The sequence below is a fragment of the Corallococcus macrosporus genome (assembly GCF_017302985.1).
Lineage (GTDB): Bacteria > Myxococcota > Myxococcia > Myxococcales > Myxococcaceae > Corallococcus > Corallococcus macrosporus_A.
In genome coordinates this window covers 761,462-773,901 of sequence record NZ_JAFIMU010000007.1, presented here as the reverse complement: position 1 = coordinate 773,901, position 12,440 = coordinate 761,462, and the positions used below count along the sequence as shown (strand labels likewise).

Genomic DNA, 12,440 nt, shown 5'->3' with positions numbered 1-12,440 from the left:
GAGCGCCATGTGGAATCCTTGCGCGATGGAGTCTCACGGATGGGCATGAAGCTGCTGGTGTTGCACGGGCCGAACCTCAACCTCCTGGGGGAGCGCGAGGACGTCGCGGGGGGCCGCCTGCCGGACCTCGACGCGGCCCTGCGCGCGAAGGCGAAGGACCTGGGACTGGAGCTGACCATCGTCCAGTCCAATCACGAAGGCGTCCTCATCGACACGATCCACGCCGAGCGCAAGAAGGTGGAGGGCATCCTCATCAACCCGGCGGGCTACTTCACGTCCTACGCGCTGAAGGAGGCGCTGGAGGCGGTGGGGCTGCCCGCCATCGAGGTCCTGCTCAAGCCGCCCGCGCGCGAGTCCGTGGTGGCCGAGGCGTGCGCCATGCAGGTGCTGGGACTGCACGGCTTCGACCCGTACATCCAGGCCCTGGAAACCTTCGCGAGCGGCATCTTCCACCCCACCATTCCCGGGCCGGTGAAGACGCTGGGCCGCCGCAAGAAGGGCGCCGAGCCGGAGGACGACGGCCCCCGCCCGAAGCCCAAGCTGGTGGGCCGCGTGCACCCGCTCAAGAAGGACGACGCGCCGGAGCTCACGCCGCTGGTCGCGCCCGCGCGCTCGCTGCGCCGCACGGCGGAGGCCGGCGGGCCGCTGAAGACGCTGGGCCGCAAGTCCACGCCCACCGTCGTGAAGGGGGAGGGCAAGGCGGGCAAGACGCTGGGCCGCGCCGCGAAGGCCGGGGCCACGCCGGCCTCGGACCTGCTCACGCGGGCGCTCGTGCGCCAGAAGATCGCGGACCGGCTGGCCGGGCGGCTCAGTGAAGCGGAGCTGGCCACCTGGGCCCGCGCGAAGTATCAGCAGGTCCAGCGTGGTGAACCGGCGGAGAGCGGCCACCGCGAGCTCCTGGAGGACAGCCTCCAGAGCCTCACCCTGTCCCATCTGCCCGCGACGCGGCTGACGGACACGCAACTGGTGGACCTGATGACCCGGCTGGAAGAAGGATGAACGCCCGTACCCTCGCCATCAACATCCTCGCGCGCGTGCGCGCCACGGACGCCTACCTCAACGTGGTGCTGGACACGGTGCTGTCGGAGTCGCCTCCGAAGGACCCTCGCGACGCGGGGCTCGTCACCGAGCTGACCTACGGCGCCACCCGCCGGCAGATGGCGCTGGACTACGCCATCACCCGCTTCGCGGACCGCAAGCTGGACGCGCTGGAGGACAAGGTCCTGGCGGCGCTGCGCATCGGTGCCTACCAGCTCTTCCACACCCGCGTGCCCGCGCGCGCCGCCGTGGCGGAGACCGTCCAGGCGCTCAAGGACGTGGGCCTCGGGCGCGCGGCGGGCTTCACCAACGCCATCCTGCGCAAGCTGTCCGAGCTGCCCTCGCCGCCGCTGCCCTCGCAGAAGGATCCGGTGGAGTACCTGTCCGTGCGCGAGAGCCACCCGCGCTGGCTGGTGGAGCGGTGGATCCGCCAGTTCGGCCGCGAGCGCGCGGAGGCCATGCTCGTCGCAAACAACACGCCCCCCACCGTCGTCATCCGCGCCAACAGCGCCAAGGTGACGCGCGACGCGCTGCTCGCGCAGCTGAAGGAAGTGGGCGTGGAGGCGCGCGCCACGGAGTCCTCTCCCGTGGGCATCATCCTGCCGTCCGTGGGCCGCGTGGAGGACGTGTACGGCTACGCGGAAGGGCTGTGGCAGGTGCAGGACGAGGCCGCGCAGCTGGTGGGCGTCTACGGCGCCATCCCGGAGTCCGCGCGCGTGCTGGACGCGTGCGCGGCGCCGGGCGGCAAGGCCTGTCACCAGGCGGAGACGCACGACGTCGTCGCGGTGGACCTGCACGCCAACAAGCTGCGGAAGATCGACGCGGAGGCCCAGCGGCTGGGGCTGTCCGGCCGCCTGAAGGCCTTCGCGCATGACGCCTCCGAGCCGTTCCCGGAGAGCTGGGGCGAGTTCCACGCGGTGGTGGTGGACGCGCCGTGCTCGGGCCTTGGCACGCTGCGCCGGCACCCGGAGCTGAGATACCGCCGCAAGGAGGAGGACGTGGCGCGGCTGGCCACGCTCCAGCGGCGCATCCTGGAGAACTGCCAGGAGGCGGTGCCGCCCGGCGGCCTGCTCGTCTACGCCGTCTGCACGCCGGAGCCGCAGGAGGGCCAGGACCAGGTGGACATGTTCCTGCGCAGCCACCCGGAGTGGACGGCCGAGCCGCCCGTGCTGCCCGGCCTCAAACTGCCGCTCGCCCAGGCCTGGCTGCGCACGCTGCCCGGGCCGGAGGGCTACGACGGCTTCTTCGCGGCCCGGCTGCGCAAGCTTTACTGAAGACGCGCCCTCAGTCCTCGTGCGGAATGAGGGCGGCCTGCTTGAAGGCCTCCAGCACCGCGGCGGACGCGCGGTCCAGGTACTTGCCCTTGCGGATGAGCAGGCCGATGGGGCGCGACACCGGCCCCTCCGCGAAGGGCTTCGCCACCAGCGAGCCGGCCTTGATCTCCGCGTGGGCCGTGGCGATGGGGAGGATGGCCACGCCCAGGCCCATCTCCACCGCGCGCTTGATAGTCTCCACGTTGTCCATCTCCATCACCGGATTGATGTCGATGTTCTTCTCGCGGAACAGGCGGTCCAGCGCCTTGCGCGTGGGGGCTTCCCGGTCGAAGGCGATGAAGGGCACGCCCGACAGCGCGGTGAGGCTCACCTTCGCCTTGCTGGCGAACGCGTGGGCGGTCGCGCAGACCACCGCCAGCTTGTCGTCGCGGAACGGCACGATATCCACGCCCGCGCGCGGCTGCGGATAGGCCACGATGCCAATCTCCGCCGCGCCCAGAATCACGTCGTCGTAGACCTGATCATTGCGCCGGTAGTTCAGGCGCATGTTGACCTTGGGGTGCGTCTTGAGCAGCTGCTTCTGCACCGCGTTCAGCTCGTGCAGACCCACCGAGTAGATGGTGGACACGGTGGTCGCGCCTTGAATCTCCGTGGCCTGCTCGCGGATCTCCTGCTCCACCTCCGCGAAGCGCGCGAGGATCTCCTTGCAGCCCCGGAACAGGCGCTCGCCCGCCGGCGTGGGCGTCACCTGCCGCGCGCTGCGCGAGAGCAGCTTCTGCTCATAGCGGTTCTCCAGCGCGCGGATCTGCTGGCTCACCGCGGACTGGGTCACGTGATTGAGCTGCGCCGCGCGCGAGAACGAACCCGTCTCGACCACGTCACAGAACATCTTCAGGGATTCGAGCTGCATGGGCCGTCTCCTACCCTCAAACCTAATGGCCGGGCCAGTGGTAATTAGTAGACCTACCCCGCGCGCGAAAATGACCTACAGGGACAATGCGCCCGACTGCTTGCGCGGCGCGGCGAAATCCTTGGGCTCTCAACCGCTGGAGTCATGAGTCTCGGAAGGGGGCTCGGATGGGGGCTCGGACGGTGGACGCGGGCGGGTGAGGGCGAAGAGGGCGGCGCCCAGGGCGACGAGCGCACCGCCGGAGAGCGTCTGCACGCGGCCCAGGTCGCGGTCCGTCTCATGGAGGAGCTGGCACTCCTGGGGGGACAGGTGGGCGCAGTCCGCGGGGGCGAAGAGGGCCCGGACGCCCAGCCCGAGCAGCCCCAGGCCGCCCAGCATGAGGCCCGCCACGCCCCCGAACGCCGCGGCGCGCAGGACGGAGGCACCCCGGGGCGAGGGCAGGGAGGTCATGGACCGGGAGGCGTAGCACCGTCCCGGGCCGGAAGGGACAGGGGAGGGTGTCCCGGGCGTATGCTTCCGGACCATGCGAATCCTGTATGGGGTCGTCGGCGAAGGGATGGGCCACGCCACGCGCTCGCGCGTGCTGCTGGAGGCGCTGACGAAGGAACACGAGGTCCACATCGTGGTGTCCGGCCGGGCGCAGCACTACCTGGCCCAGCGCTTCCAGAACGTGCACGGCATCTGGGGGCTCACCATCGCCTACGAAGGCAACTCGGTGAAGAAGTGGCAGACGGTGCTGCAGAACCTGCAGGGCGCCGTCGCGGGCTGGCCTCAGAACGTGCGCCAGTACTTCGACCTGGTGGAGGGCTTCAAGCCGGACGTGGTGGTGAGCGACTTCGAGACGTTCAGCTACCTGTTCGCGAAGCGCCACATGTTGCCCGTCATCAGCGTGGACAACATGCAGATCATCAACCGCTGCACGCACGACCCGGCGCTGCTCGCGGGCCATGAAGAGAGCTTCGAGGCGTCACGCGCCATCGTGAAGGCGAAGCTGCCCGGGGCCTTCCACTACCTCACCACGACGTTCTTCTATCCGCCCGTGCGCAAGCGCCGCACCACGCTGGCGCCGTCCATCCTGCGGCCGGAAATCCTGGCGGCGAAGCCGGAGGCCGGTGAGCACCTGCTCGTGTACCAGACGGCGACGACGAACACGCACCTGCCGGAAATCCTCAAGCAGTCCGGCGTGCCGTGCCGCGTGTACGGCCTGCGCCGCGACCTGAAGGAGGACGTGGTGGACGGCAACCTCACCTACCGGCCCTTCAGCGAGGCGGGCTTCATCGACGACCTGCGCACCGCGCGCGCGGTGGTCGCGGGCGGCGGCTATACGTTGATGAGCGAGGCCGTCTACCTGCACAAACCCCTGCTCAGCATCCCCGTGGGAGGCCAGTTCGAGCAGGTGCTCAACGCCCTCTATCTGGAGCGGCTGGGGTACGGGATGTATGTGAAGGAATTGAGCCTGGACGCGCTCAGGACGTTCCTGTCCCGCGTGCCCGCCTGCGCGGAGTCCCTCAAGGGCTACGAGCAGGACGGGAACGTGAAGATGCTCAGCGCGCTCAACGACCAGTTGGCGCAGGCGTACGAGCACCGCGGCCACTGGCGCATGGAGCTGGCGGAGATGGACGGCAAGGCCTAGCGGCCTTCCCGTCAGTGCAGGGACACCTCGTTCTCGTTGTTGCGCTCCGCGGCCCGGCGGCTCATCTCCGTGAGCCAGGAGCGGGTCAGAGGTGTCTCGCTCTCGCTGCCCTTGTGGCGCTCCGGGGTGCTGTCCTGGGGCAGCAGCCGGTTGATGACGTCCAGCACGGCCGTGGTGAGGTTGGGCGCCAGGGCGCGGCCCACCGCTCCCAGCTTCGCGGGCATGCCCACCAGCGCCTCCGCGTCACCCCTGCGGCACGCCTCGATGATCTTGCGCGCCACGCGCTCGGCGCTCATCGACACGCCCGCCATGGAGTTGCTCACGTGGAACCACGCGTACTCCTTCTCGTGGTCGCCCTTGAAGTTCGCGTTGCGCGGGCTGCCCGTGCGGATGAGGGACGGGCACGCCGTCGTCACGCGGATGCCGTCCTGGGCCAGCTCCACGCGAAGCCCGTCCGACAGGCCCACCAGCGCGAACTTGCTGGCGGAGTAGGGCACCAGGTGCGGGATGCTCAGCTTTCCGCCCATGGAGGACACGTTGACGATGCGGCCCTCGCCGCGCGCCTTCATCGCCGGCACCACCGCGAGCGTCGTGTACAGCGGCCCCCACAGGTGGATGTCCACCGCCTCCTCGAAGTCCTCCAGCGTCATGGATTCCAGCGGGCCCACCATGATGACGCCCGCGTTGTTGATGAGCACGTCCACCGCGCCCCACTTCTCATGGACGGCGCCGACCATGGCGTCCACCTGCACCTGGTCGCGCACGTCGCAGCGCAGGGAGAGCACCTCGCCGCCCAGGCGCTCCAGGTCCGCGTGGGCGCGCTGGAGCGACTCGACGTCGCGGCCGCAGATGGCCACGCGCGCGCCCTCCTTCAGCAGCATGCGCGCCATCACCAGCCCCAGACCCCGGGAGCCACCGGTGATGAGCACCGTCTTGCCCTTGAAGCTGAAGCGCGGCCGCAGCGCGCGCGTCAGCCCCACGGCGGCCCCCACCCCGGCGGCAAGCGCGCCCAGGGAGAAGCCCTTTCGCTCGGTGTGTCGTCGGTCAGCCATGGTGCGACTCTCCAGGGAAGGCAAGGGTGAGGGGCCGGGGCGCTAGGGATTGGAGGCCGCGGCCTGGTCTTCCTGCTCGCGGGACACTTCTCCGTGCGGAGCGGGCTGCTCCTGGCCGGGCAGCTTCTTGAGCTCCGCGCGCATGCGGCGCAGGGCGTCCTTGCCGCCAATGCGGTTCTTCAGCCGTCCATCCGTACCGAAGAGGAGGAAGGCGGGGTGCTTGTCCACGCCGTAGGCCTTGGCCATGGAGCCGTCATCCATGGCGATGGGGTAGCGCAGGCCGTGCTCGCGCGCGAAGCCCTCCACCTTGTTGGTGTCCCGCAGCTCCGTCTCGTTGTGGGTGACGTCCACGCCAATGACCTTCAGGCCCTTGGGTCCATAGTCGACAATCCACTGGTTCACGGCTTCGAACTGCGCGGCGCAGTCCTCACAATCCATGGTCCAGAAGTGCAGGAGGACGGGCAGTCCATCGAGCTCGGAGACGTGGACGGGGGCGTTCACCCATCCGCCATCCGGGTCCAGGAGCGTGAGCGGGATTTTCGTCGAGGCCATGCGGGCTCCCTATGGGAAGTGGAAAGCGCTTCAACGGGACGTGACTCAAGCTATGCATGCGCCATCGGCTGCTCCCGGCTGCGCGCCCGTCCGCTCGCCTGTCCGGCAAGGTGTGGTGGGCCGCTCCACCCTCTGGTGAGCAGGCAGGCGGCATGGAGGACGTATGCGCATCCCCGACTTCGAACTGGAGCGGTACTTCGCGCGCTGGGAGTTCGCCGCGCCCTACCTGCTGTGCGCCTCCGACGTGGAAGGCTGGCGCATGGCGGACCTGCTGGCGCTCGCGTCGCCGGAGGACCGCGCCCGCTGGGACGGGTTGACGCTGGGCTACACGGAGACGCCCGGGATGCCCGCGCTGCGCGAGGCCATCGCCGGGATGTACCCGGGCCTGGTCTCCGAGGACGTCCTCACCTTCGCCGGCGCGCAGGAGGCCCTGTTCGTCGCGATGAACGTCAATCTGGGCCCCGGCACGCACGCCATCGCCACCTGGCCGGGCTACCAGTCGCTGTACGAGGTGGGGCGCGCCACCGGCGCGGACGTGACGCTGTTGCCCCTGCGCGAGGAGAACGGCTGGGCGCTGGACCTGGACGCGCTCACCGCGGCGCTGCGCCCCGACACGCGCATGGTGGTGGTGAACTTCCCGCACAACCCCACGGGCTCGCTGCCGGACCGCGCCACCTTCCAGAAGCTGTGCGCGCTGTGCGAAGCGCGCGGCATCCACCTGTTCTCCGACGAGGTGTATCGCCTGTTGGAGTACGACGTGAACGACACGCTGCCGCCCGCCGCGTCGTGCTTCGCGAAGGGCGTGAGCCTGGGCGTGATGTCCAAGGCGTTCGGCCTGGCGGGGCTGCGCGTGGGCTGGCTCGCGACGCGGGACGCGGAGCTGCTGGCGCGCTGCCGTGCCTTCAAGGACTACACCTCGCTCTGCAACAGCGCCCCCAGTGAGCTCCTGTCCCTCATCGCGCTGCGCGCCCGCGACCGCGTGCTGGAGCGCAGCCGGAGCCTGCTGACCGTGAACCTCGCGCGGCTGGAGGACTTCTTCACGCGCCACGCGGACACCTTCCGCTGGGTGCGTCCGCGCGCCGGCAGCGTGGCCTTCCCCCGTCTGTTGCGAAACATTCCGGTGGCTCGTTTCACTGAGTCATTGATTACCCGTGAGGGTGTCTTGTTGTTGCCGGGAGACGTGTATGGCTTTCCCGGCAATCACTTCCGGTTGGGGTTGGGTCGGGTCAACCTGCCAGAAGCACTGGAGCGGCTGGAACGCTTCGTACGAGATGGCGGTCTCGACGAGCTGGGGTGACGCGGAGGGCCCAGCGCGATGCGTCAGGGTTTCCACTGACGACTGGACTTTCGGGTTGTCGCATTTACATGAAACAACCCCTAGAGTGGTTGTCCCCTCGCCCGGCCTGGGGCCGTGCGGAAGCCCTCTCATCCCCCTGAGAGGCCAGGAGACACACCCCGATGAAGATGCTGATTGGCGCGGCCGTGACCGCCGCGACGCTGTTGGTGGGTACCGAGGCCGCCGCGACGAACTACACGCTGTGGATCCACGGGCGGAACGGAAACAAGACGCAGGCCGGTAACTACAACGACTTCAGCTACTGGGGGCCGTCCACCACCGCGGCGGGCGTGAACAAGAGGGCGGTCAACTGGAACGGCACGCAGCGCGTGGGCGCGGAGAACTACCGCATCCGCAACGCGCTGGACTGCTTCTGCACGGGCACGAACTCCTGCTACATCGCCGCGCACAGCGCCGGTGACCTGCAGATCGGCTACGCGCTGGCGCTGTACGGCGGCAGCGAGCGGGACGTGAAGAACGCGGTGCCCAACGCCAACGGCGAGTGCGGCAACGCGGGCACGGCCAAGCAGGTGGGCTGGAACATCAAGTGGGTGGCGGTGGCGTCCGGCGCGGGCGGCGGCAGCGAGCTGGCGGACCACGGCGACTGGGCGGTGAGCGAGCCCCTGGTGAGCGACCTGGTCACCACCACGGCGCGCGCCATGTACAACCACAACACCACGCGCAACGTGTGGTTCTACATGTTCGCCGGCTCCAAGGGCACGGCGTACTCCGGCATCCTCCCGGGCCAGGACGACGAGGCGGTGGCCTACCACTCCACGGGCGGTGTGTCCGGCAGCGGCAACGGGTCCTACTGCAACCCGGGCGACTGGTTCTGCGGCGGCACGCTCAACACGGGCACGGCCGCGTGCAGCGACGGCCGGGCGAAGTGGAGCTACCACTCCGTGGCCCTGCGCGACGACGGTGAGTCGTACAACCACTACGCCAACGGCACCTGGGGAGGCATCGTCTCCAAGGTGCGCGAGTACATGGTCACGTACGCGTACTAGAATGACGGCTTCCCCCGCCCCCTCCGGCGAAGCCCGCTCATGACACGCGACGACGGCCCTGTCCCTTCCGCCTCCCGGCTGCGCCACGGCCGATGGTTGCTTGCCCTCGTGCCCCTGGCGCTCGTGGGCGGAGGGTTCTTCTGGTGGCAGGGAAGTGAAGGGGCCGTAGCGCCGGAGGGTGCGACAGAGCCCGCCTCCGCTCCGGTGTCCGACCCACGCGACGTGGCTCGGGCACCGGCGGAGCGCGACGCGGCCATGGCGGCATCCGAGCCCGCCGCGCCGTCACTGCTCAGCCCGGAGGCCCGCGAGCGCGAGGCCCGCCGCGAGCTGTGGCAGAAGCGGCTGGAGCGCGCGAAGCGCTCGCTGGAATCCTATGTGGCGGCCACGCGCTATCCGCCCGAGTCGCGGCCCAGCCGCGAGCACCCGGACCAGATGGAGCTGACGGAGCCGGAGCGCACGCGGCCCTTGAGCCCGAGGGCCGCGCAGGACGGCACCTCCGACGTGCAACTGCGGCTCAAGCAGGACAAGGTGTTCGTCGTCGGTGACGAGGTGGTGCTCCTCAGCGTGGCGTGCGAGGACTCGCGCCGCGAGCCGCGCCCGTGCGAGGTGGTGTCCGCGCTGGCGCACGAGGCGGACCACGTGGCGGGCGCCGGCGGTGTGCCGGGCGTGCCGGTGGTCTTCTCCGACGCGGGGCAGGGCGGCGACGCGGTGGCGGGTGACGGCATGCTCACCGGGCGCTTCCAGCCGTCGAAGCAGGGCTTCGCGATGTTCTCCGGCACGCTGCGCGTGGACGTGCGCGTGCGCTCGGGGTCGCTGGAGGACTCGGCGTTCTTCGACGTGCTCTACACGCCCGCGCCGCCGGCCACGTTCACGCGCAAGGTGCGTGAGGTGGTGGAGGCGGGGTCTTTGGATTTGTACCTGTCCGTCCAGGTCCGCAAGGCGGGACGGTACGTGGTGTCCGGACGCCTGGACGACGAGGGCGGCGTGCCGTTCGCGTCGGTGTCGTTCAACGAGGAGCTTCAGGAAGGGCCGCAGGAGGTGAAGCTCAACGTCTTCGGCAAGCTCATCCGCGACGAGGCGCCCACGTTCCCGCTGACCCTGCGCGACGTGGAGGGCTTCCTGCTCAAGGAGATGGGTGACCCGGACCGCGAGCTGATGGTCACGCTGCGCGGGCCCGTGCACACCACGCGCGAGTACTCCCTCCAGCAGTTCTCCGACGCGGAGTGGCGCAGCCCCGAGCGCGACCGCTACACGACCGAGCTGGAGAAGGACGTCATGGAGGCGCAGAAGCAGCTCGACGCCGCGCTCAAGGACACGCCCGCGCCCTGAGCGTCACCGAGCCCGGGCCCGCTCAGGACTCGAGCGGCGGAGGAGGCGGCGTGTGGGCCGCGTCGGCCTCCACGAGGTCCGCGTCCTGCACGTCGTCGATCTCCAGGATGTCCGCGGGCGCGGCCTCCACGTCGGGGGCCACCACGACGCTGGGCTCCGGAGGAACAGCGGGCATCTCGCGCCGCGCGGCCGGGACTTCCACACCGGGTGCTCCGCCCGTCGCGCGGGCTTCCGCGTAAGCAGCGGCGTAGGCGGCCTCGGCCTCCACGGCCTCCATCGTGAAGTCGTCCGCGTCCGCGAGGAAGTCCCCCGCCGACGCGAGGCCCGGCAAGGCTTCCTGCACCCGCTCCGGTCCGCTGTCCTCCGCCGTGGCCAGGAACCCGTCGGAATCGTCCTGCGCTCCGGAAGCCTCCAGGCCGGACGCGTCGTCGGACGCCTCCGCGTCCTCCGTGCCCAGGTCCTCGCTCAGCGCGCGCAGCTCCTCGTCGCTCAGGCTGGACAGGTCGCCGGACTCCAGGAGGAAGAGCAGGTCCTCCGCCTCCTGCGCGGAGACGGTGGACGGCATGGTGTCCAGGTTCTGGAGCTCCCATGCGGCCGCGTCGGGCGACAGGATGTCGGAAGGGTCCAGGGATGGATCCGCCGGCGCGGCTTCCGTGCGGCGCTCGGCCTGCTGGAAGTGGCGCGCCTGCAGCATCGGCGTGGACGTCTGCGGCGTGCCCAGCCGCTGCGCGTAGGCGGGGCCGGCCTCCTCGAAGGAGCTCTCCCCCGCGAAGCTGCGCAGCTGCGCGTTCTCCAGGAGCGCGGGCCGGGGCTCCTGGGCCTCCAGGTCCGCCGCGTACCCCCGCGCCTCCGTGGACGGGTCCGGCGTCAGCCCCAGGTCCGCGAGCAGCGCACCAGCCAGGTCGCCGTCGGCGTCCGCCTGGAAGTCGCTCGCGTCGGAGAAGCCCCGCCGCACCGGCTCCACCGGCGTCATGGGCTGCTGCTTCACCGGGGCGGTGACCTCCAGTTCGGAGGAGATGGACCAGGCCCGGGACGTCGAGATGCCAGAACCCACGCGGCGGATGGATGTCATGGTTCTCCTGGGGTCATGGCCCGCAAGTCGGACGGCTCCTGCATTGTCCGCCGGTCCCGGCGGGAGTTGCTAGGGGGCCCCACCGGATGCCCAACGGACGCGAGGCCCGATATCCTACCGGCGCCCATGCCTTCCTTCCTTGCTCCACGTCTGGCCCCGGGTCCAGGTCCCGGACTCCGGGGTGTCCCGCCCGTTGAAAAGTCGCGGCGGGGCGGGGCGGGGTCGACCGCAACGTCGCTCGGCGGACAGGGGAGTGCGGGCGCGTGGAGAGAACACGCATCCGGGCGTTCTTCAGAGGCGAGAACCCCATGGGGGCGGTCCGGGGACGAAGCGACCGGGCCGTTGGCCTCCCGTTTGCTGTCCGGGAGCCTGGCCAGGAGGTGGCGGTGATGAGATTCGAATGCGCGGGGCAGACGCACATCGGGCGGCGGCCGCACAACGAGGATGCGTACTGCGTGCTGCCCGAGCGGGGGCTGTTCGTGGTGGCGGACGGGCTGGGAGGGCAGGAGGGCGGGGAGGTCGCCAGCCAGTGCGTGGTGGACACCTTCGCGGGCTTCAGCGACCGGCTGGACCGCGACCGCGACGGCACCTGGCCGGACGCGGTGGACCCCTCGCGCAGCCGCGAGGAGAACTACCTGGCCGCGTGCACCGCGCTGGCCCAGCGCACCCTGCGCGTGCGCCGCGTGGGCAAGCTCAAGGAGATGGCCTCCACGGTGGTGGCGCTCGCGGTGGGGGAGCGCTTCGCGGCGGTGGCCCACGTGGGCGACAGCCGCCTGTACCGCCTGCGCGAGGGCCGCCTGGAGTCGCTCACGCGCGACCACTCGCTCATCGAGGAGCTGCGCGCGGCAGGACGCGAGCCGCCCGGCAACCCGGCCAACCTGCGCCATCTCATCACCCGCGCCCTGGGCACGGAGAACGCGGAGCCCACCCTGCAGCGTCTGGAGACGCAGCCCGGGGACGTCTTCCTGCTGTGCTCGGACGGGCTGTATGAGCCGCTGGGCCCGGAGGTGCTCCAGGAGCAGCTGCGCGCGCACTCCGCCCAGGCCGCGTGCGACGCGCTCGTCACCGCCGCGTACGAGGCCGGTGGCCGCGACAACATCACCGCCGTGGTGCTGCGCGTGGCGGCCTGAGCGCCTGCCCGCCGAGGCACACGCTGGGAGTGCGGGGCCGTGAACCCCTCAGGTCGGTCCTGACCGCCGACCCGACGCGATGGGTCCGGCCGGACGGAGGGGGAGTC

At 70.5% G+C, this 12,440-nt stretch carries 12 protein-coding genes; 7 read left to right on the top strand and 5 right to left on the bottom strand.

Annotated features, from left to right (window positions below):
- The first annotated feature begins 39 nt into the window (after positions 1-39).
- The gene (locus tag JYK02_RS15435) at positions 40-999 is read left to right on the top strand and encodes a type II 3-dehydroquinate dehydratase (RefSeq protein ID WP_207051776.1); all 960 of its coding nucleotides are present in this window, start codon (positions 40-42) and stop codon (positions 997-999) included.
- A complete protein-coding gene (rsmB, locus tag JYK02_RS15430) occupies positions 996-2,312 on the top strand; it encodes a 16S rRNA (cytosine(967)-C(5))-methyltransferase RsmB (protein ID WP_207051774.1) in 1,317 nt (438 codons plus the stop codon). The genes JYK02_RS15435 and rsmB overlap by 4 nt, the downstream gene beginning before the upstream one ends.
- A gap of 10 nt (positions 2,313-2,322) precedes the next feature.
- Here rsmB and JYK02_RS15425 read toward each other — a convergent pair whose 3' ends face one another.
- A complete protein-coding gene (locus tag JYK02_RS15425; RefSeq protein ID WP_207051772.1) occupies positions 2,323-3,222 on the bottom strand; it encodes a LysR family transcriptional regulator in 900 nt (299 codons plus the stop codon).
- Between the two features lie 129 nt (positions 3,223-3,351).
- The gene (locus JYK02_RS15420; RefSeq protein WP_207051770.1) at positions 3,352-3,672 is read right to left on the bottom strand and encodes a hypothetical protein; all 321 of its coding nucleotides are present in this window, start codon (positions 3,670-3,672) and stop codon (positions 3,352-3,354) included.
- Between the two features lie 73 nt (positions 3,673-3,745).
- Here JYK02_RS15420 and JYK02_RS15415 point away from each other — a divergent pair, with 73 nt between their 5' ends.
- Positions 3,746-4,855, top strand: a complete 1,110-nt coding sequence (locus JYK02_RS15415; protein ID WP_207051768.1) for an MJ1255/VC2487 family glycosyltransferase — start codon at positions 3,746-3,748, stop codon at positions 4,853-4,855.
- An 11-nt stretch (positions 4,856-4,866) separates the two neighbouring features.
- On the opposite strand, the gene JYK02_RS15410 is transcribed toward JYK02_RS15415, so the two are convergent.
- Together JYK02_RS15410 and JYK02_RS15405 are read right to left on the bottom strand one after the other, a co-directional pair.
- Complete coding sequence (locus tag JYK02_RS15410; protein WP_207051765.1) at positions 4,867-5,907, bottom strand: SDR family NAD(P)-dependent oxidoreductase; 1,041 nt, start codon at positions 5,905-5,907, stop codon at positions 4,867-4,869.
- A 42-nt stretch (positions 5,908-5,949) separates the two neighbouring features.
- Positions 5,950-6,459 (bottom strand): peroxiredoxin family protein, encoded by a 510-nt coding sequence (locus JYK02_RS15405; protein ID WP_207051764.1) that lies wholly within the window; start codon positions 6,457-6,459, stop codon positions 5,950-5,952.
- Between the two features lie 163 nt (positions 6,460-6,622).
- On the opposite strand from JYK02_RS15405, the gene JYK02_RS15400 reads away from it, so the two are divergent.
- The 3 genes from JYK02_RS15400 to JYK02_RS15390 all read left to right on the top strand — a co-directional run bounded on the left by JYK02_RS15400 (position 6,623) and on the right by JYK02_RS15390 (position 10,131).
- The gene (locus tag JYK02_RS15400) at positions 6,623-7,756 is read left to right on the top strand and encodes an aminotransferase class I/II-fold pyridoxal phosphate-dependent enzyme (protein WP_207051761.1); all 1,134 of its coding nucleotides are present in this window, start codon (positions 6,623-6,625) and stop codon (positions 7,754-7,756) included.
- Between the two features lie 161 nt (positions 7,757-7,917).
- Entirely contained in the window at positions 7,918-8,802 is an 885-nt protein-coding gene (locus tag JYK02_RS15395) for a hypothetical protein (protein WP_207051759.1), read from the top strand.
- Positions 8,803-8,841: 39 nt separating this feature from the next.
- A complete protein-coding gene (locus tag JYK02_RS15390) occupies positions 8,842-10,131 on the top strand; it encodes a hypothetical protein (RefSeq protein ID WP_207051757.1) in 1,290 nt (429 codons plus the stop codon).
- 22 nt (positions 10,132-10,153) lie between these two features.
- Here the strand turns inward: JYK02_RS15390 and JYK02_RS15385 are convergent, their stop codons facing one another.
- A complete protein-coding gene (locus tag JYK02_RS15385) occupies positions 10,154-11,203 on the bottom strand; it encodes a hypothetical protein (protein WP_207051754.1) in 1,050 nt (349 codons plus the stop codon).
- Between the two features lie 389 nt (positions 11,204-11,592).
- On the opposite strand from JYK02_RS15385, the gene JYK02_RS15380 reads away from it, so the two are divergent.
- The gene (locus tag JYK02_RS15380; protein WP_207051752.1) at positions 11,593-12,333 is read left to right on the top strand and encodes a PP2C family protein-serine/threonine phosphatase; all 741 of its coding nucleotides are present in this window, start codon (positions 11,593-11,595) and stop codon (positions 12,331-12,333) included.
- Positions 12,334-12,440 lie beyond the last annotated feature (107 nt).

Bases quoted from the DNA above. Each gene is read 5' to 3' on its own strand.
- JYK02_RS15380 (WP_207051752.1), top strand. From the start codon at position 11,593: ATGAGATTCGAATGCGCGGGGCAGACGCACATCGGGCGGCGGCCGCAC.
- JYK02_RS15415 (WP_207051768.1), top strand. From the start codon at position 3,746: ATGCGAATCCTGTATGGGGTCGTCGGCGAAGGGATGGGCCACGCCACG.
- JYK02_RS15435 (WP_207051776.1), top strand. From the start codon at position 40: ATGGGCATGAAGCTGCTGGTGTTGCACGGGCCGAACCTCAACCTCCTG.
- JYK02_RS15385 (WP_207051754.1), bottom strand. From the start codon at position 11,203: ATGACATCCATCCGCCGCGTGGGTTCTGGCATCTCGACGTCCCGGGCC.
- JYK02_RS15400 (WP_207051761.1), top strand. From the start codon at position 6,623: ATGCGCATCCCCGACTTCGAACTGGAGCGGTACTTCGCGCGCTGGGAG.
- JYK02_RS15425 (WP_207051772.1), bottom strand. From the start codon at position 3,222: ATGCAGCTCGAATCCCTGAAGATGTTCTGTGACGTGGTCGAGACGGGT.
- JYK02_RS15410 (WP_207051765.1), bottom strand. From the start codon at position 5,907: ATGGCTGACCGACGACACACCGAGCGAAAGGGCTTCTCCCTGGGCGCG.
- JYK02_RS15390 (WP_207051757.1), top strand. From the start codon at position 8,842: ATGACACGCGACGACGGCCCTGTCCCTTCCGCCTCCCGGCTGCGCCAC.
- rsmB (WP_207051774.1), top strand. From the start codon at position 996: ATGAACGCCCGTACCCTCGCCATCAACATCCTCGCGCGCGTGCGCGCC.
- JYK02_RS15405 (WP_207051764.1), bottom strand. From the start codon at position 6,459: ATGGCCTCGACGAAAATCCCGCTCACGCTCCTGGACCCGGATGGCGGA.
- JYK02_RS15420 (WP_207051770.1), bottom strand. From the start codon at position 3,672: ATGACCTCCCTGCCCTCGCCCCGGGGTGCCTCCGTCCTGCGCGCCGCG.
- JYK02_RS15395 (WP_207051759.1), top strand. From the start codon at position 7,918: ATGAAGATGCTGATTGGCGCGGCCGTGACCGCCGCGACGCTGTTGGTG.